Annotated in this window: 24 protein-coding genes; 3 read left to right on the plus strand and 21 right to left on the minus strand. The window is 38.8% G+C overall.

What is annotated here, in order from left to right:
- Window positions 1-292: 292 nt before the first annotated feature.
- From KJS65_RS11500 to KJS65_RS11540, 9 genes are all read right to left on the minus strand, one after another.
- A complete protein-coding gene (locus KJS65_RS11500; protein WP_374706153.1) occupies window positions 293-580 on the minus strand; it encodes a DUF3977 family protein in 288 nt (95 codons plus the stop codon).
- Between the two features lie 382 nt (window positions 581-962).
- Window positions 963-1370, minus strand: coding sequence for a DUF2500 domain-containing protein (locus KJS65_RS11505; RefSeq protein WP_213649941.1), 408 nt, complete (start codon window positions 1368-1370; stop codon window positions 963-965).
- A gap of 49 nt (window positions 1371-1419) precedes the next feature.
- Window positions 1420-1752, minus strand: a complete 333-nt coding sequence (locus tag KJS65_RS11510) for an HIT family protein (RefSeq protein ID WP_213649942.1) — start codon at window positions 1750-1752, stop codon at window positions 1420-1422.
- Between the two features lie 17 nt (window positions 1753-1769).
- Window positions 1770-2285 (minus strand): GrpB family protein, encoded by a 516-nt coding sequence (locus tag KJS65_RS11515; RefSeq protein WP_213649943.1) that lies wholly within the window; start codon window positions 2283-2285, stop codon window positions 1770-1772.
- The gene (locus KJS65_RS11520) at window positions 2270-2815 is read right to left on the minus strand and encodes an NUDIX domain-containing protein (RefSeq protein WP_213649944.1); all 546 of its coding nucleotides are present in this window, start codon (window positions 2813-2815) and stop codon (window positions 2270-2272) included. The genes KJS65_RS11515 and KJS65_RS11520 overlap by 16 nt, the downstream gene beginning before the upstream one ends.
- Before the next feature lie 60 nt (window positions 2816-2875).
- Window positions 2876-3415: a GNAT family N-acetyltransferase gene (locus KJS65_RS11525; protein WP_213649945.1), complete on the minus strand. Its 540-nt coding sequence runs from the start codon at window positions 3413-3415 to the stop codon at window positions 2876-2878.
- Between the two features lie 70 nt (window positions 3416-3485).
- A complete protein-coding gene (locus KJS65_RS11530; RefSeq protein WP_244864493.1) occupies window positions 3486-4157 on the minus strand; it encodes an HAD family hydrolase in 672 nt (223 codons plus the stop codon).
- A 4-nt stretch (window positions 4158-4161) separates the two neighbouring features.
- Window positions 4162-5088 carry an aminoglycoside phosphotransferase family protein gene (locus KJS65_RS11535; RefSeq protein ID WP_213649946.1) on the minus strand — a complete coding sequence of 309 codons (927 nt, stop codon included), beginning with the start codon at window positions 5086-5088 and terminating at the stop codon, window positions 4162-4164.
- Between the two features lie 34 nt (window positions 5089-5122).
- Window positions 5123-6130: a phosphotransferase gene (locus KJS65_RS11540; protein WP_213649947.1), complete on the minus strand. Its 1008-nt coding sequence runs from the start codon at window positions 6128-6130 to the stop codon at window positions 5123-5125.
- 286 nt (window positions 6131-6416) lie between these two features.
- Here KJS65_RS11540 and KJS65_RS11545 point away from each other — a divergent pair, with 286 nt between their 5' ends.
- The gene (locus KJS65_RS11545) at window positions 6417-7481 is read left to right on the plus strand and encodes an anti sigma factor C-terminal domain-containing protein (protein WP_244864494.1); all 1065 of its coding nucleotides are present in this window, start codon (window positions 6417-6419) and stop codon (window positions 7479-7481) included.
- A gap of 111 nt (window positions 7482-7592) precedes the next feature.
- Here KJS65_RS11545 and KJS65_RS11550 read toward each other — a convergent pair whose 3' ends face one another.
- From KJS65_RS11550 to KJS65_RS11595, 11 genes are all read right to left on the minus strand, one after another.
- The gene (locus KJS65_RS11550; protein ID WP_213649948.1) at window positions 7593-7982 is read right to left on the minus strand and encodes a tautomerase family protein; all 390 of its coding nucleotides are present in this window, start codon (window positions 7980-7982) and stop codon (window positions 7593-7595) included.
- A gap of 89 nt (window positions 7983-8071) precedes the next feature.
- Complete coding sequence (locus KJS65_RS11555; RefSeq protein WP_244864495.1) at window positions 8072-8641, minus strand: GNAT family N-acetyltransferase; 570 nt, start codon at window positions 8639-8641, stop codon at window positions 8072-8074.
- 87 nt (window positions 8642-8728) lie between these two features.
- Entirely contained in the window at window positions 8729-9034 is a 306-nt protein-coding gene (locus tag KJS65_RS11560; RefSeq protein ID WP_213649949.1) for a hypothetical protein, read from the minus strand.
- A gap of 111 nt (window positions 9035-9145) precedes the next feature.
- Complete coding sequence (locus tag KJS65_RS11565) at window positions 9146-9697, minus strand: HAD-IIIA family hydrolase (RefSeq protein WP_213649950.1); 552 nt, start codon at window positions 9695-9697, stop codon at window positions 9146-9148.
- Between the two features lie 57 nt (window positions 9698-9754).
- Window positions 9755-9976: a hypothetical protein gene (locus KJS65_RS29830; protein WP_244864496.1), complete on the minus strand. Its 222-nt coding sequence runs from the start codon at window positions 9974-9976 to the stop codon at window positions 9755-9757.
- Between the two features lie 9 nt (window positions 9977-9985).
- Window positions 9986-10294 carry a hypothetical protein gene (locus tag KJS65_RS29835; protein WP_244864497.1) on the minus strand — a complete coding sequence of 103 codons (309 nt, stop codon included), beginning with the start codon at window positions 10292-10294 and terminating at the stop codon, window positions 9986-9988.
- Window positions 10295-10357: 63 nt separating this feature from the next.
- Window positions 10358-10909, minus strand: a complete 552-nt coding sequence (locus KJS65_RS11575) for a GNAT family N-acetyltransferase (RefSeq protein ID WP_213649951.1) — start codon at window positions 10907-10909, stop codon at window positions 10358-10360.
- A gap of 81 nt (window positions 10910-10990) precedes the next feature.
- Window positions 10991-11575, minus strand: coding sequence for a GNAT family N-acetyltransferase (locus KJS65_RS11580; RefSeq protein ID WP_213649952.1), 585 nt, complete (start codon window positions 11573-11575; stop codon window positions 10991-10993).
- A gap of 58 nt (window positions 11576-11633) precedes the next feature.
- The gene (locus KJS65_RS11585) at window positions 11634-12062 is read right to left on the minus strand and encodes a GNAT family N-acetyltransferase (protein ID WP_213649953.1); all 429 of its coding nucleotides are present in this window, start codon (window positions 12060-12062) and stop codon (window positions 11634-11636) included.
- A gap of 27 nt (window positions 12063-12089) precedes the next feature.
- Window positions 12090-12953: a GNAT family N-acetyltransferase gene (locus tag KJS65_RS11590; protein ID WP_213649954.1), complete on the minus strand. Its 864-nt coding sequence runs from the start codon at window positions 12951-12953 to the stop codon at window positions 12090-12092.
- 672 nt (window positions 12954-13625) lie between these two features.
- The gene (locus KJS65_RS11595; RefSeq protein ID WP_136604833.1) at window positions 13626-14003 is read right to left on the minus strand and encodes a DivIVA domain-containing protein; all 378 of its coding nucleotides are present in this window, start codon (window positions 14001-14003) and stop codon (window positions 13626-13628) included.
- A 261-nt stretch (window positions 14004-14264) separates the two neighbouring features.
- On the opposite strand from KJS65_RS11595, the gene KJS65_RS11600 reads away from it, so the two are divergent.
- Window positions 14265-15194 (plus strand): cation diffusion facilitator family transporter, encoded by a 930-nt coding sequence (locus tag KJS65_RS11600; protein ID WP_213649955.1) that lies wholly within the window; start codon window positions 14265-14267, stop codon window positions 15192-15194.
- Window positions 15195-15303: 109 nt separating this feature from the next.
- Window positions 15304-15873 (plus strand): TraR/DksA C4-type zinc finger protein, encoded by a 570-nt coding sequence (locus KJS65_RS11605; RefSeq protein ID WP_213649956.1) that lies wholly within the window; start codon window positions 15304-15306, stop codon window positions 15871-15873.
- A 54-nt stretch (window positions 15874-15927) separates the two neighbouring features.
- Here KJS65_RS11605 and KJS65_RS11610 read toward each other — a convergent pair whose 3' ends face one another.
- Entirely contained in the window at window positions 15928-16950 is a 1023-nt protein-coding gene (locus tag KJS65_RS11610; protein ID WP_213649957.1) for a Gfo/Idh/MocA family protein, read from the minus strand.
- Between the last annotated feature and the right edge of the window lie 20 nt (window positions 16951-16970).

The raw sequence follows: 16970 nt of genomic DNA on the forward strand, positions 1-16970 counted from the left end.
CCGGCGCCCTAGTAATTGCTTCGTATTTAATCAAAATCCACAAACAAATGAAGGATCTTCAAAAGACAAAAAGCTTCCGGTTGCTGTTCTCAATATGAAATTGGCTTAAAAATGGGCAGACTAATCCCGTTGTAAGCAAATCTCCTAGATGTAAATATGACTTCACTTCTAATTCTATACTTCTGAAAACAGCTTCCATGACTTTTTGCCTCCTTTCTTAACTAAATGGTCTGGTCTATTTTAATAGATGTTGATAAAAAAGGCAACGTATGAGGGATCTATTCAGCGGATGCTATATCCCGTAAAACCCCAATATGAACTTGATACATTTTTTCGGCTTTGTACTGATTTTTATGCCTTCCTTCAAATCAATAACTAATACTTTATAGCCAATCCATATCCGTAGATAAATGGACAGTAATTTAAATGGCGTTATCATCCCTCTGATTTCCGTTTCGGTTCCGTCCTTGTTTTCAATCTCGGTTCTAACAAACCATCTGTTTCCATACCCGATTTCTATGTATTTCTTCAAACCCGGTTTTGAATCCACCCTCATCTCAACACGTTGTTTCGAGTTCATTGGAGCCTCTCCTAAATTGGTACATTCTTTATTCCCCTGTGTTCATTTTGGAGGTCTATTCTTATTGCTTTGCTCCTTTATTTTCATTTTCTCGACTATGATATGAATTATTCCAAGTATTAAACAACAAATCCCTAAAATTATCCCTATATACATTGAGGTATAAGCATAATCAGGATAACCATCACCCACCGGACCCACTCTCGGTTGATATAATGACCATAATTTATATGATGATATTCCAATGATAAAGAATGATAAAATAACGGATAGGACTCCCCTTTTCACTGTATTCTCCTTCCAATTTTTATGCTTTGATTGATCTCGGAATGATTAGACATAAGTTCCTCCAGGCAATAACGAAATTATTATTCTCTCCTATTTACAATTGTGAGCTGCCTTGTTCATTTATTCTGCTAAATTCTTTGAATCTACTTCCTTGAAAGGTTAATTCTCCGATGTCTCCAACAACAATCATCCCAAATTGATTATCTTTTACATACAATTCTTTTCGGCTGTTGTCCTCAAATTCAAAAGTAATATAGTAATTCGTACTGGCACTCGATTCGCCCGATCCACCCCATACTTCCGTTCTCTTATCAACGACCTTACATCTTCTTCTTAGAACTTCAGAGTTATTGTTTGAAGTCCAAGTTTTTAGTCCTTTAATGATAACAACCAAAAAGATTACTACCACAAACGTTACTAATACCCCTCCGAATAACTTGAAAAACAAGGGTAATTCACTTATGAAGCCCATAAAACCATTCGGTTCACCATAATTATGCATAAGTTATCTCCTTCATTTGATACTTACTGTTCTTCTCACAAAAAACTCTCTATCTGACTTTCTCACCACTTACCACATGCCAGTGAAAATGTTTTGAGTCTTGGTACGTTCCTAAGTTGGTAATAATCTTTGAGGATCCGGTTTTCATTGTCATTTCTGATGCAACTCTTTTAACAACCTTCATTAATTCTAATAAGAGGCTATCATTATTTTCTTCTTCTTCAGATATCAAAGATTGCACATGAATCTTGGGGATAACTACAATATGATGTTCATAGAACGGTCTAGTGTGATGATAAGCCAGAACATTGTCCGTCTCCATTACTTTGTTAACTTGTGTTTTTCCGTTTAAAACTTCATCACAATAAAAATCATGCGTCATAATTACCTCCCGGGTTTTCACTTATTCTCCATTATTGCTTGTTCAATAATCTTACGAATGAATGGCCCTTTAGCTTCCGTATACTTAACCCGATCGTTCTTGTATCGTTTCTCTAAGTCCTTCTTCAGTTTGATATATTCAGTCAAAGCTTCAGGATGATTGATGAGATAATTCCGGAATAATAAATTCTCGTTCCAGTTGTCACCCTTGTATTGATAAATGTGTAAATGATGTGTACCTGCTCGCCATTCCCCTCTGCGAAAAAATCTTCTCTCCGGAAAGTTCGCATGGTTGATAAATTGATATCCTATTCGAGCTAAATCAGTCATATGTGGTTGATTCAATTCATCCAATTCGTTTATACCCACCATGATATCTATGATCGGTTTTGCTCCTAATCCAGGAACGGAGGTACTTCCAATATGCTCTATGCCCAATAAAAGTTCACCTAATGCATTCATGATTTTAGCTTTTTCTAGTACAAATTCATTAGCCCATTGCGGGTCATATTCAGAGACTATGACTTGTTCCATTTCTTTTCTCCATTCGCATTCATGATTAGCTCCTTTGCTTTTGTCAAAAATATATAATCTCTCTTTCGAATGAGCTTACCTACATAATCCTTCGGTCTATCATCATTAAGAAGAGCTAGGGCCTCCTCCATATCAACCCATTTCAAGGCAAAGCCATTAGACTTTTCTTCTTCTGTATATGATGGAACCTCTTTGATCTTCTCAAGACTAGCTAGAAAACAGTAAGATAATTGCATCATTTCATGTTTATCTCTATATTCAATAATGACCCCGACCTCGGAGTGAACGCTAATCTCAGCTCCAACTTCTTCAAGTGCTTCCCGTATCAACGCCTCTGTTACATTCTCTCCTTGCTCAATTCCTCCACCAGGTAATTTATGATAATTATGCTTTGATACAAACAGAAGAGCAATTTGATTGAATTCATTGAAGATTACTGCTCTTGATGCCCTCCTAAGCTGATACTTATTATTTAATGTCACGCGGCCGACTCCTGCGTCGAAGTCAGACAGCTCAGCTAATAGCTCCATGAAGTACAACTCCCATATGAGATCTTTAAACGTTTCATTCAGTTACTGCGCTTTTATCTTCTATAAATGACTGTTATTAAATCGAAAAATCAACTTGTATCCGTCATTCTTTGTTTCGGCGAACTCCTCATGGTATGATCCAGGGATATAGTTATGAATTGTCTTTCTCCAGAATGATTGAGCTCTCTTATTGGTATCTGTAGGATTCGTTTGTATTTCCCAAGCACCGATATGGCTATGAAACACTTGAACCGCTGCAGCTTCAGCCATGCCTTTACCTCGAAACGGCCTTAACATAAAAAACTCATTCAAGTAAAATTCACTCCCATGAGGGGTGTATGGTGGAGTTGCTACAAACGCGAAACCTGCGGGAATTCCCTCTACTCGAATTAAATAGGGATAAAGCACATCTGGTTTCTCCCACCATATATCGAAAACCTTATTCTGATCTTTTAAAGTCAACGTGTCGTCATCTTCATAAACACCATATTTATTGGGTTTCCATCCCCATATCTCGGATAAATCATGCAAATATAACGGGTAAAGATTGTTTGCAATAAATTTTGTAGAATGGTCAGTCAAACTAATCGAGACTTTCATAAAATCTTCTTTCCTCCCGTCCAGTCATAAACCGTTTATGTACTAAAATTATGCTGCTCTATTCCATTTCTCAGAGCAGCTCCAATAATTCATTTAATTCTTCAATAGAATATAAAGGTCTAGCCATTAGTTCGTCTTTCCATGGCTGATTGACTTTAATCCAGATGGTTTCCATGCCTATCTTAGCTGCTCCCTCAATGTCGTTAACCGGATGATCTCCTATGTAGATACATTCCTCAGGTCTTAAATGAAGTCCGTCTAGTGCAAGCTCAAATATCCGCGGATCAGGTTTCTTTACTCCTGCCTCTTCCGATACAATAATCAAATCAAAATGATCTCTAATTCCTAATGTATCCATCTTTCCATATTGTATGGAGGTCTTTCCGTTGGTTATTAATCCCGTTTTGTATTTTTTTCGCAAATATGTGATAACTTCTCTTGCCTCATTCATCAAGACCGCGCTCTTAACATACTCCGTTTTATAGAATTCCAGTAATTCGTGATGCTGAGGCATCGCCTTCCATGGTAACTCTTCAATCAGCTCAGAAAATAACTCATTTTTGTCCTTATACCCATCTTGATCAAGAAAAATGATTCGATCAAATACCTCTTGAGTTGATTCCAAGTGATTAAAATAAGTATTTAAAAATAAATTCGTGAATTGACTGAACGTACTCGTTCTATCGAGGACTGTGTTATCTAGATCAAAGATGATTGCTTTGATATTATTCATATTTTTCATAATGTTACCCCATAACTGCTTTATTTTCTTGGTACCATTCCGGAGGACCGCCATTACTAAAATCATGCGTTTCAATGATTTGTTCTATCTTATCCAGCGCCTCTTTGGTCCTATGATTCTGGAATCCGCCAATTAATGTTGCATGTTGATTAAGTGCAACAAATAAATTATATTTCAACCAAAAATCTTCCGGAATAGATCCATTAAAGTAACCTTGAACTTGCCCATAAGCAAATCGTTTGCTAATGAAACAGGTATACTTCGGCAGCTTGAAAAATTCTTCCCAGGGATCACCCCAGTCAAAGCTGCTAAAATCTATAACTCCAACGAATTTCTCTCTTTTAAAAATCATGTTTGATGGATGAAAGTCATCGTGTTGGAAACATACGGAGCTATCGCTAAGCAAATCAAAATTATTCTCAATATAATGTTCAATGTACGCCTGCTTATGAAATGGAATACCCAGTTCTTTCACTTTCATTTTTTTCTGAATGTATTTATCATATCTTCGTTCAACCCAGTTTATGGGGATGACAGGAATAATCATATGGATCTTTTTTAACTCTTCCCCTGCGGTTATTCCTTGTTTGAATTGAGATTGGGGTGTCAAGTACGGCAGAACCTCTTCACCGCTTTCTCCTTCTGTATAGCTAAGCAGTAAACAGCAAAGCTTCAGGTCTTTGATAACTTCAAAAAAAACCGGTTCTTGACATTTCACCCCATTATCATAGTGTTGTCGCAGGTATTGATACTCCTCAAGGCGGCGAGCATGGGAATCCAATTCATATACACGCAGTAAATATAACGGTTTTTCGGATTGATACAACATATACTTCCTTACGGTTGAGTAGACTTTATTAAGTAATTCAGCTCGACCGAAGTCGAATCTTTGCCGGATTATGTTTAAAAGCTCCTGGATCTTTTCGTCCATCGTATCTTCAGCCTCTCTCCATAATCTTAATATTTCATTTTGCTTTAAAACTCAACTTTAAGGTTTCCAGCAGTCCATGTTCATTCTGCTTTAACCATTCTGTTCTACTAACTAATTGATTCAGTATGAATCGAAAATGATTTCCTACCTCTTGCCCTGAATAATATTGCCCTATATAAATACTTATTAGTGTTACATAGTACATCTTCATTAAAAAGGGCATGCATTCAATTTCTTCTTCTGTCAATGTCATATATTGAGCATACTCATCTAAGAATAGTTGCAGCAAGGGGAGTGAACTATCGTTAATTTGAAAAAGATGATTAATACAAATGGCTAACTCCAAAGCACGAACATCATGCGAAGCAAAGTCAAAATCTAAAACACCATTCATCGTTCTTTTGTTACGATCAATTAGTAAATTAAAAATTAACAGATCATGATGAATGATTTGCTTAGGTAAGGAGTCTATAAGTAATTCATTCTTTATCACCGTTTGAAATGCATTCGTTAAAATAGACCGTTGGTTTCGATCTATTTCAAAAGGCGGTTGATTCAAAAAATCATATACAGCTCTTTCATTACTTAATGGATGAAGGTTATATATATCATGAAATTGCAGCTTTTTCACATTCGAATTCGTTTTGAATTCCTTGAATATAACCGAGAGTTCTCCAACGGCTCTTCCATATTCACGTGCATCTGTTATCTGTGTTAAGTCCGGGACTTCTCCCTCGATAAAATACATCATGGACCCTAATTGCCCATTCGACAGCTTGACGTATTTTTCCCCGGTACTGGCTGTTAAAAATCCTGGAACCTTAAATGATAAATTACCTTGTTCCAAAAATGTTGTTAATTCGATTTCAAACTTTAGTTTCTCAAGATTTTTAGAGTGCTTATCATATATTCTTGCAACATATTTCTTATGATTTATCGTAAGTACTTGAGAATAATTAGTGAGTCCAAATGGAACCGATTCTATTTTTTCTATTGATTCATGAAAATAATACGTGATCAGCTCTTTAATTAAATACTCCAATACAGTGTCCTCTTTCTTTGTTCATTAATGATATTCGAACATCAATCAGCAATCCTTGATTCAGCCTTTCGTTAATCTCTTTCAGTTCTTTTTCTAACTCCACTAGGATTGCTCCCTTCTAATCATGGCCCCCGCCTGAGACCATTAGATAGATCATATACCTGACTCTATTTTATACCAATACATCCCTTAGAATGTAATTATAGTATAATAATGAGAAAAAATCGTATCTCTTGATCATGGAAATTTTCTGTTATATGACTCAAGGGGAAGGAGCGCTTCTACGATGCAGGATGAGTTTGAAAAGCAGGAAACCGATGTGCACAGGTACGAGGATTTAATTACTGAACCTCCGAAATGGAGTAAGAAGAAGTTTAATCGAATGATATGGCGGACACGAATGAATAAGCTGAGAAATGCAGCATCTGCAGTAATCCTATTATTTTTATTGTATACGGTCTATATTTCTGTCATTCACATTTATTTTAATACTTCAGGTGTAAATGCTACTTTTATTAGATCAATCATTACGATCGTAGAGCTGCACGAAAATGGCGTTAGAGTGGAAAGGCCCGTAAATTCAACAATCGAGGTTTCCCCATTTCTGACACAAAAGGCAACACTTAAGCTTTATCGAAATGTAGGGGATTGGCAGGTCATTACAGGAGAGATTCGAGCGAAAAAAAGCATGTTTGGCGAGCTAACCTATTCCATCGAGAATATGAGTACCTATTTGAATAAAAACAGTCATACTGCATTTATTTTGCCGGCATCCATTATGTTTGATAAACCAATAAAAGACACACAACGACAGGAAGGCGATCTTGAACAGTTAAGTAAAATTGAAGACGGAAACGTAGCAGAGTTATCATTTTCTATAAACACGTTAATGTCACCAGAGCATCTTATGGGAATGCTTGCGCAGTATAATGTTGTAGCGACAGGAATGCCCGTATATGCAGGAGAACTTAAAGCTTTCGACACTTCTCATTCGGTTGCTGGGGGCACGGATTATTACGTTCCATATTTAAACCTTAGACCAACGTCTGGGTATGAAGATAATAATGAGCTTTCATCGTGGCAGCTATATTTTGCGGCGGCAGATAAAAGCAAAATGTCTGAGCATATAGAGAATATGATGTCTGAACTTGAATGGATGACCACCAACATCGAATATAACGGTGTGAACCAAGATAAAGAGCGACTTGCTTTTTTATTGAAAAATGAAGTTCAGGTTTACGGTGCGACTGTCACAGGTCCTGTACGGGAGCTAGAAAAGCTGAAAGAACAACCCCAGTTCCGGGAATTCCGATTGGGGCGTATCGAAGTATGGAATTGGGATAAGAAATAAGTGGTTTTCAATCGTCCATCTTCCTTATATTACTTTAACTAAGGGAGATAGGCGCATACCTGAAACAGCTCGATCGTCATTTTGGGTCACACTCGTCATCCATATCTCCTTTTACACATTTACATTATAGTTCAGTTGGAGCTCATCCCCTGGTAGTCCTCTAATTCCCCATTGATGTTTTGGCGTTTCGAAAATTGTTATTTCCAAATCGTTCATATCAATTTGAGCTTCATGATATATTCGCTCAAACAATAACTTGATCAACATCTTTTTTGCCTCTACGGATCTTCCTTCAAAAATGCTGATTTCAATTATGGTATATCTATCCGATCTGTCTTCTGGATAAATAAAGTCTTCCCTTTCCAGATTGAAAAATCGGTGGAACTTCTTCTTCACAGGATATTGAAATGCATCAATAATGCATGAATGAATAACTTCCGAAAGAAGGGTTTGTTTGGGTTTCATAAACTCCTTCAAACCATATACTTTAACCTGCGCCATTGTCCCCGTCCCCTTTTAGTCATTGATTCCAATATATATGGCAGTTAAGATAATTAATAATTCTGCAAAGTAATGTGAATAATTCAGGCCTAACCTACTCCATGTAACGAGCGAAAATCATCTTCAAGTATAGCCATAATCATCATATCGTGAAACTCTCCGTCCAAATATATAGCGTCCCGCTGTATACCCTCCCGTAGGAAACCAATTTTCTCGTATACATGGATGGCACGTGGATTAAAAGTGTAAACTCCTAAGTGGATTCGATGTAACTTCATCGTTTCGAAACCGTAACGAAGCATAGAGATCATGGCTTCCGTGCCGTAGCCTTTGCCGCGATGTTGCGTCCCTTGAATACCGATGCGTATATTCGCACTACGGTTGATGGAATCGATTTCGTTCAAGACGACTTCTCCCAGCAACTCATCCGTTTCCTTCAACATGATGATTAAATCAATACGATCCTCGTTTATCAAACTGATTTTCTTGATCCAATCCACAATCTCGTCGCGGGTGAACTCTTTTTGTGAGCCAGTCAGCCGAATCATTTGAGGATCTTGCAAAAATGCGTAGTAGTCCTCCAGATCAGACTCCTGCACTAAGCGTAAATAAATGTTGTTGCTTTCAATACGAAACTCTGTCAATTTTTCTGTCATCATATAATCTCTCCTATTCTCTCCAATGAAGCCATAGTTTTTGATCAAATTTATATGCTATGCCCTTATTTTTAATAAACATGGATCTTGTTACCTGGAATCTTCTTTATCCCATAATCTAAATAATCTCCATACACTGTAGAAAATCAGAGTAATAATACCAATGGTGTAAGCAATTCTTAAGTAATCAATTTGGTAAAGCACTAAAAATCCATTGATATCGGTACGATCAACCACAGAATTAAAAATAAACACATAGCTATATCCAGATACATTCTTCTCCGGTCCCCATACTTCAAAGCAAGGAACAAAAATAATACCCACAAAGAAAATCAAAACAATATAACTGATCAAGAGAATACTTCTTTTTGATATGCTCTTATCGATTTCAATCACTCCTTATATATTCCTGGTACATACGGAACTCACGGGGCCGACGGACTGAATAAGAACGATGGATACGGTAAGAGATCAACTATTCCATGTTCATTTCGGGTTCGTATTTATTTAGGAGTTTCCTAGGTTTCCTACTAAATTTATAATGTATCGAACGGCATCCTCGAAATCATTTGCGATAAAGTCCGCTTCAATATTGGACCACATATGTTTATATTTATGAAGGGCATCATTACCTGCTCCTGTTAATACTAAGATCTTCTTACAACCGGCACGATTTGCAGCTAAAATATCAGACCATCTATCACCTATTACTATACAATTGGACAGATTCAGCTCGTTCTCAGTTGCAGCTTGATGTAACATTCCGGGGTTGGGTTTCCGGCATTCACAGCCTTCGGTGTGTTGGTGAGGACATATGTAGACATCATCAAACCCAAATTCTTTCATCTCACTCTCAAAAGCATCTTTTGTCACTTCCCCACGTGAGATTCCCGGTTGGTTTGTAAATCCAAAAAGCTTGATTCCCAATTTTTTCAATTTTTCAATGCTGTCTTTCGTTTTAGGAAATAATTTAAAATCTCCGGGTAATACTACTTCATCCGTTCCACCGATTGTTCCATCACGGTCAATAAAAACAGCTTCTAACTTGAACGTTTGCATGTGTGCCCCTCCATTATTTTGAACAAGCAGCATGATAGCATTTAACCTATTACCGTTTTACTTAGATCCTTTATAATTTTCGTCTATTTCTTCAACTACCTCTTGTGTTCCATCTTTTTTCACTCTTTTTACTACTGCATCTTTAACATGACTGATGGCATACCAATACCTTTTGTCTCCATCGACGTCGATTATTTTTGCTTGTTCCTCACCTACAAACACCTTTGAAATGGAATTATCATTGATAGTTCCTGAAAATATGTATGGTTCATCCTGCATTGAAGACCATTACACAAAAGAATTCCACTCTGCCCCTCTAGTATTCTTCCACATCCATATACCATTCTCTCGCTCAAAATATGCAATGAATATTTGATCTCCTTGAAGATTATTTTCTCTAAAAATAGTAATCGCATCGTTTTCTTTAACAACATTTTCTTCCTTATGAACAAGAGAATACGAATAATGAACTTCTTCATCAAAGTCCTTTTTATGTTTTTCCATTTTCGCATAAAAAAAATCATCAAAAGTTTGTTCATTGGAACAAGCAACTAATAGCGCTGCAAAAATGGCCAAAGAAAGCAGCCTTCTTTTCAACTTCCTCTTCCCTTCTCTAATTCACTCACAGAATTTTTTAGATACAAAAGCTAATGGAATACATTATATTTCTTTCTTGTTGACAAACTCTTCTCTCAAGATACCCATATATACGACATCAGTGTATTGACCATTCGAAAAATGTTTTTGTCTTAGTCGTCCTTCTTCTTTAAATCCGCATTTTAAATAGCATTTTTTTGCCTTATCATTGTAATCATGTACCTCAAGTTGTAGTCGATTTAAATTTAGTTGCAGAAAAACGAATTTCTGTATTAATTGGATAGCTTCAGACCCATATCCTTTGTTATGTAATTTAGGATTACCAATAACGATCCCCATTTCGGTACTTCTGTTCTTCCAATCCATGTGAAACAAATCGATTTGTCCTATATACTCTTCTGTTTCCTTATCAGCAATTACAAATCCTTTCTGTTCTGTTTTCCCCTCAAGTAAAGAATTCAGATATGATTCTGTTGCATTTTGTGAATGGGGATATAAAAACACATCCGATAAATTGTTCGTTATTTCAGGGTTATTCACCCACAACCTCATTGATTCTAAGTCTTTTTTCCTGTACTCTCTTAAAATGATTCTTGAGCCAATAATATGTGGCATATGCTTCACTCCCTTGTTATCTATGCCTCTGTCTGACCAAGGTGCTAGCTGACGCTATAATTATCTGTTAGGCGATGCTTCTTACAAAGTCTCTCTTAATCTCTCATGCTCTATAAACTCATTCTTCGTTAAACCAAATAGAATTAGATTGTGGTATTGTCCGTCTGTATAAATAACTTCACGTCGAATCCCTTCTTGTACACATCCGAGTTTCTTCATCATGGTTGCAGAAGGTTCATTTCCTTCAAGAACACAATCATTAAATTTATGAAGCCGTCTTTCGAAAAAAGCATATCTTAAAAGAATTCTAACAGCCCTCGTACCGTAGCCTTGTCCTCTAAAATCCTGATCAACCTGTATACCTATACTAAAAGTTCCGTTCCTCTCATCAATGCTATTTAAGTTTATTCCTCCAATATTTTCACCCTGCAAACTTTCGATCGTAAACATGATCCGACCGTTCCCAGAATCAAAATCAGAGTATGATTCAGCGAATTTCTTCGCCTCTGTGATTGTGGGTGGTAATTCAACTGCACATTCCAATAAACGACGTGCCGGCGTATCAAAGCGATTATAATAATGCCCTTCCCAATCTTCAGCCTGAATCGAGCGTAATCTGAGTACTTCATCTTGCCAAAAATAATGGGTATAGTTTATTTCTTTCATAGTTCTTCCCCCATGACTAAGCGTTATTTGTTATTTTTGATGGATCCACTCACAAGAATCACATTATTTTACTTTCATGAATGACTCCGAACATTCCTGTCATTCCATCATGTTTATTGAAACCATATTTATTATAAAATGGCTCTTTCCCCTTGGCTGCAAATAGACCTATAAATGATTTTTCCGGTGCATTTTCGTTTAAATATTCCGAGATTGCTTCCATGATCATACTTCCGATACCTTTGCTTTGATGCTCCGGCATGACTGCGATGTCTTGAATATAAAAATATATCTTTCCATCTCCAACGACTCTTCCCATTCCTACTATTTCATCTTTGTATTGAATAACGACACCGAATAATGACTGGTTCAAGGATTCTTCTGCAACTTCAAAATTCATAAACGCTTTCCAACCAACTGCATTACAAAGGTTTATATATTCTGCTATAGTAGGCATTCTTTTAAGTGTTATATATTCTTCGCTCATTGTTATCCCCTTTAAAATAAAAAATTGCTACATTGATCTTTTAGTCATTTTCACAAATCTAGGTCCTGCTTGAAATCCTGCTTTACGATAAAGTATTTCTGCATAATTGCCTACAGTAACGCATAATTTCACAACCTCTGTATAAACGCTTGCAGAGTCTTTTATGTAATTTAGCATAAATTCCGCAATTCCCTTGTTTCTATATTGAGGAACAACACATAATTCTCCGATTTCCGCAAATCCTAATGGCATGTTTTTACTGATACCCGCTATACAAAGTCCAACGATTTCTTGGTTCTGTTCATTTACGACATATATCGAAAGATTCCTATGCTTGTAAACCTGCAAAAGATACGATATATCCTCCATTATCTGCTCATCATTGGGAACACCGAAGGTCTCGTAGTCAATTCCCCCACGGTATCCTTCCTTCATTACCTCTTTAATTTTTGTTATGTCAAAAGAATCCTCCAACATATAAAGAGACAATCCATTTGGAATGACCGGCTTTTTACTTGCACCCGTAGGACAGCACATGACCTGCCGAATTACATTGGCTTTAAAACCTAATGACAGCAGTATATCTACGTCATCTTGCAGAACTCCGTTGATATTACTTATATCTTTGCAACATTTTAATAGGATCCTCCACATTTGCTGTCGATCAGAAAATGGAGGAATTACAAAAGGAAACATTAGAGTATCATCAATCTTTACCACCCCTCCAATCCTGTCATCCCCACACATTATCCAAAAACATTGATCTGTAAACTGCGTATCATTCAAGCGAGTATTCCAGTCATACCACATCTCAATATCGGAGTTGGAATATATAACTTGATGAACTGCAAATGAGTTTTTATCAGCCTGTTCTAATCTACATTGCTCCATAATGTTATTCCTCCAAATTAACTTTGTTTGTTATAGAAGTTGCAACTATCGTTCCGCGCTCCTAAGGTTCAAGTGTCTTAATTGACCAAAGGGAACGTCGGACTTATGATGATGATTATTTATCTTTCCGGTTTATCAAATCTATTTTATTTTCTAATCTTTCTAATGTTTGTTTAGTTGTTTTAATATGTAGCATGATTTTTCGAGCAAATCTAAATAAGCTGTAAAAAAACAAAAAAATTACGGCAATGAATATTAGTTGATACAACACAGTAGCCCAATGGAACGTCATGTCTTTCATCCTTTCACTATATATGATTACACGTATTTCAGATGACTGGCCCCATGCGTGAAAACTTGGTTATGTGCAGTATTAGACCACACTTCATAACTTAAGGTGTTATTGTCTGCTGGAGTTAACTCCGCATATCTCCCGATTTTATCAGAAAGTCGTAACCTCCTTGAAATACTATAAATCTCTTGACTAATGGATAAGAAAATATGATTTTAGTAATCGTACCAATTTCAAATAACTCACAACCTTATTTTACCATCTTACCATCTCAAACACTCCCTTACACCCTTTTTCATTCCCCTCCGCATAACAAAACTCCCCCATAAAAGCTTTCGCTTTCCTGGAGGAGTTCGTTATTTCATATGTAGGCTGCTGTATCAATCCACGAAGAAATCAGGTTCGGGTCTAATTTTAGTCTTGAGTTGTCTGAGATTGTACTCCATTTTGAGTACGATGTCCTCAATTTGCTTCGGATCGATTGCGAAACGCTCGGGTTCGGGACGGGAACTTGTCTTCATATCGCGCATTGCAATCTGCTGCTCCTGCCATTTATCCATCAAATCGGCGATGGTCGCGTAAAAACGTTCATAATCGCTAATAATTTCATCAAGGTAGGAATCCACCTCTTCCGGATCGTACCCTCTAAGCTTTGTATTGAACACCTTCTCGTGAATTGAGAGAGCATCCAATTGTATACCCAGCTGCTTAAACAGCTTTCTCTGTTTATCCAGTCGGCGCTGCATATGCTCATCCATTGCCAATACCTCCAAATCGGTTGCTACTTAAACGGGTAATCATTTAATTATATACATCCCCTTTATTTTTTATATCACAACCCGGGTAAATATGAAAATGGTTCCGCGATTTTTTGGAGGATGTTCCAAAGAAAACATGCCTTACCGCTTGTTTTTTTCCAGACATTGACTTATTAATGCATTGTGTTATTATTAATACATGAGTACATATTCATATGTTAATTAAATAATCATATTCTCAGCTTACAGGAGGTCTTTATCATGTCAGCATCTCATGCTCACAGTCATTCACACGAAGGTCACAGTCACCACCATGGACCTGCCAGCTATAACAGAGCCTTTTTGATCGGAATTATACTGAATATGGCTTTTGTCATCGTAGAAGCCGCTTATGGTTATCTAAGTCATTCTTTATCGCTGGTGGCGGATGCAGGACATAATTTGAGCGACGTGCTTGCGCTTGTTCTGGCTTGGGTTGCCAGTCTTCTTTCCAAAAAGCTCCCTACCGAGCGCAGAACTTACGGGTTTAGGCGTTCGTCCATTTTAGCCGCATTATTTAATGCCATATTCCTGCTGGCCGCAATATTCATCATTGCCTGGGAAGCCATTCAACGGTTTGCGAATCCTGAGCTTGTCACCGGTTCAACCGTCATATGGGTAGCCGCAGTAGGTATCGCTATCAATGCCGGCACAGCCCTACTCTTTCTCTCCGGCAGAAAAGGTGATCTGAATGTTCGTGGCGCCTTCCTTCATATGGCAGCGGACGCTGGTGTCTCGCTCGGAGTAGTCATCGCGGGTATCGTGATTATGTTTACTGGCTGGCAGTGGCTTGATCCCGTAGTCAGTCTGCTTATCGTGGTCGTGATTTTTATCAGCACATGGAATTTGCTAAAAGACTCACTCAATATGGCTCTCGACAGCGTCCCTCCGGAAATTGATGCAGCAGCCATCAAGAGCTATCTGGCATCAATTCCTTCCGTGACGGATGTTCACGACCTTCATATTTGGGGTATGAGTACTACGGAAACCGCCCTGACGGTGCATCTGGTGATCAGTGAACCAGGAAACAATGATCAGATCATTCAACAAGCAACACATGAGCTCCATGAACGATTCGGGATCGAGCATCCGACCCTTCAGATTGAAAATGGAACATTCCCTTGTCGTATGGCAGACGAATACACAATTTAACATCGGTAAAAATGCTCCAAGTACAGCATCCGTGATTGCCTCCGTGTGCTTTAGGGTAAGGAAACAGTACAGAAACTTATCTTACAACATACTGAAGGGAGTTTTAATCATGAGCCACTTAAGCGATGCTCAGCTCCAGGAGCTCCAACATACACTACTTAATGAAAAGAAGGATTTGGAAAATCATTTTTCAGTTAACGGAGAAGAAAATGCTGCCCTTGGCGAATCCTTAACCGACTCGACAGGCGACCTGTCTACCGTAGATAACCACCCTGGGGATCTGGGAACAGAGGTATTTGAGCGGGAACGCGACCTTGCGGTCAATGATACTCTGAATGATGAACTGGACCAGGTGAATCAAGCTTTGGAAAAAATGGAAAAAGGGACATATGGCGTCTGTGAGGTATGCGGCCAGGATATCCCGTTTGAACGCCTGCAGGCTATCCCCTATACTGCATACTGCATCAAGGATACACCAGAGAAGTCGCTGCGTAATGACCGTCCTGTCGAAGAACAGGTCATTACCCCACCTCCAACCGGAGCAGGCGAGCGCAGGCAAGAGTATGATCGTCGTTTCGATGACGCGGATGCTTGGGAATCTGTTGAAGAATACGGCACCTCCAACTCCCCGGCTATGGCTGCCAAACGTGACGTCGAGGATTATGACGATGGCATGTAATCATCCTGGCTCACAAAAATCCCCGATTCTCATCATGAGAGTCGGGGATTTCTTTTATATGCGCTGCGCCGGATCTGCTTCAATGGGTACCCAAGCCTTTTCCTTAGCTGCTTTCATGCAGGCGTCAATGACCTTCATGTTGCTCACGGCATCATCCGGACCGAAAGGCAGCATTTCGTCTTCCAGCACCGCGTCGGCAAAAGCGTCTGCTTCGAGTGCAAAGGAGTTGAAGACACCCAGGCGCTCTTCCCTCCTGGTATCCCCCTCGTATACGATTAGCTGCGGAGGTTCTTCGTCATGCTCCCAGCCGAAAGCCAGCGGCAGTTCAACTCGCCCTTTGCTGCCGAGCACTTGCAGCTCACAGCGCGGAGATGCAGACATACCGCAATCGAACGTTAGTGCAACATCATCCGGGAATTCAATAACGCCTGAGGCCATCAGGTCAATCTCATGCTCCGAGGAAAATGAAGCAAGAACTGCTGCAGCAAGCGGCTCCTGTCCGAGAATCATCCGTGCGGCGGAAATGGGGTAGCAGCCTACATCATAGATGGAACCCCCACCCATATGCTTCTGATATCTTACATTCCTTTTATCTTTCAGATCATTATAAGTAAAGCAGCCATGAATGGCTCTTATAGTACCAATCTCCCCGCTATCCACAATCTCTTGAATCCGGCGGTGCTTGGGATGGTACCGGTACATGAATGCCTCAGCGAAGATCACTCCCGCCTTGCTGCAAGCCGTAACCATTTCTGCAGCCTCAACGGCATTCAGTGCCACAGGCTTCTCACATAACACATGCTTACCCGCCTGAGCCGCTTTAAGCGTCCATTCCTTGTGCAAATGGTTAGGAAGCGGAATATATACTGCATCTACCTCAGGATCCTGGAGAAGCTCCTCATAGCTGCCGTAGGAGGCCGGAATATTGAATTTCTCCGCTGCCTCTGCAGCCTTCTGCGGCTGACGACTTGCTATGGCCTGAATGATGCATTTTCGAGAATCCTGAACTCCAGGTATAAAAGCAGTTTGCGCAATGCTGGCCGTACCCAGTATTCCCCAGCGAAGTTTCTTTTCCATCTCTCCTTCTCCTCCTTCAG

It is taken from the genome of Paenibacillus sp. J23TS9 (assembly GCF_018403225.1).
Lineage (GTDB): Bacteria > Bacillota > Bacilli > Paenibacillales > Paenibacillaceae > Paenibacillus_AQ.

Bases quoted from the DNA above. Each gene is read 5' to 3' on its own strand.
- KJS65_RS11535 (WP_213649946.1), bottom strand. From the start codon at position 5,088: ATGGACGAAAAGATCCAGGAGCTTTTAAACATAATCCGGCAAAGATTC.
- KJS65_RS11550 (WP_213649948.1), bottom strand. From the start codon at position 7,982: ATGGCGCAGGTTAAAGTATATGGTTTGAAGGAGTTTATGAAACCCAAA.
- KJS65_RS11510 (WP_213649942.1), bottom strand. From the start codon at position 1,752: ATGACGCATGATTTTTATTGTGATGAAGTTTTAAACGGAAAAACACAA.
- KJS65_RS11545 (WP_244864494.1), top strand. From the start codon at position 6,417: ATGCAGGATGAGTTTGAAAAGCAGGAAACCGATGTGCACAGGTACGAG.
- KJS65_RS11580 (WP_213649952.1), bottom strand. From the start codon at position 11,575: ATGAAAGAAATAAACTATACCCATTATTTTTGGCAAGATGAAGTACTC.
- KJS65_RS11555 (WP_244864495.1), bottom strand. From the start codon at position 8,641: ATGATGACAGAAAAATTGACAGAGTTTCGTATTGAAAGCAACAACATT.
- KJS65_RS11515 (WP_213649943.1), bottom strand. From the start codon at position 2,285: ATGGAACAAGTCATAGTCTCTGAATATGACCCGCAATGGGCTAATGAA.
- KJS65_RS11605 (WP_213649956.1), top strand. From the start codon at position 15,304: ATGAGCCACTTAAGCGATGCTCAGCTCCAGGAGCTCCAACATACACTA.
- KJS65_RS11590 (WP_213649954.1), bottom strand. From the start codon at position 12,953: ATGGAGCAATGTAGATTAGAACAGGCTGATAAAAACTCATTTGCAGTT.
- KJS65_RS29830 (WP_244864496.1), bottom strand. From the start codon at position 9,976: ATGCAGGATGAACCATACATATTTTCAGGAACTATCAATGATAATTCC.
- KJS65_RS11610 (WP_213649957.1), bottom strand. From the start codon at position 16,950: ATGGAAAAGAAACTTCGCTGGGGAATACTGGGTACGGCCAGCATTGCG.
- KJS65_RS11595 (WP_136604833.1), bottom strand. From the start codon at position 14,003: ATGGATGAGCATATGCAGCGCCGACTGGATAAACAGAGAAAGCTGTTT.
- KJS65_RS11600 (WP_213649955.1), top strand. From the start codon at position 14,265: ATGTCAGCATCTCATGCTCACAGTCATTCACACGAAGGTCACAGTCAC.
- KJS65_RS11530 (WP_244864493.1), bottom strand. From the start codon at position 4,157: ATGAAAAATATGAATAATATCAAAGCAATCATCTTTGATCTAGATAAC.
- KJS65_RS11505 (WP_213649941.1), bottom strand. From the start codon at position 1,370: ATGCATAATTATGGTGAACCGAATGGTTTTATGGGCTTCATAAGTGAA.
- KJS65_RS11520 (WP_213649944.1), bottom strand. From the start codon at position 2,815: ATGGAGCTATTAGCTGAGCTGTCTGACTTCGACGCAGGAGTCGGCCGC.
- KJS65_RS11565 (WP_213649950.1), bottom strand. From the start codon at position 9,697: ATGCAAACGTTCAAGTTAGAAGCTGTTTTTATTGACCGTGATGGAACA.
- KJS65_RS11585 (WP_213649953.1), bottom strand. From the start codon at position 12,062: ATGAGCGAAGAATATATAACACTTAAAAGAATGCCTACTATAGCAGAA.
- KJS65_RS11575 (WP_213649951.1), bottom strand. From the start codon at position 10,909: ATGCCACATATTATTGGCTCAAGAATCATTTTAAGAGAGTACAGGAAA.
- KJS65_RS11525 (WP_213649945.1), bottom strand. From the start codon at position 3,415: ATGAAAGTCTCGATTAGTTTGACTGACCATTCTACAAAATTTATTGCA.
- KJS65_RS11500 (WP_374706153.1), bottom strand. From the start codon at position 580: ATGAACTCGAAACAACGTGTTGAGATGAGGGTGGATTCAAAACCGGGT.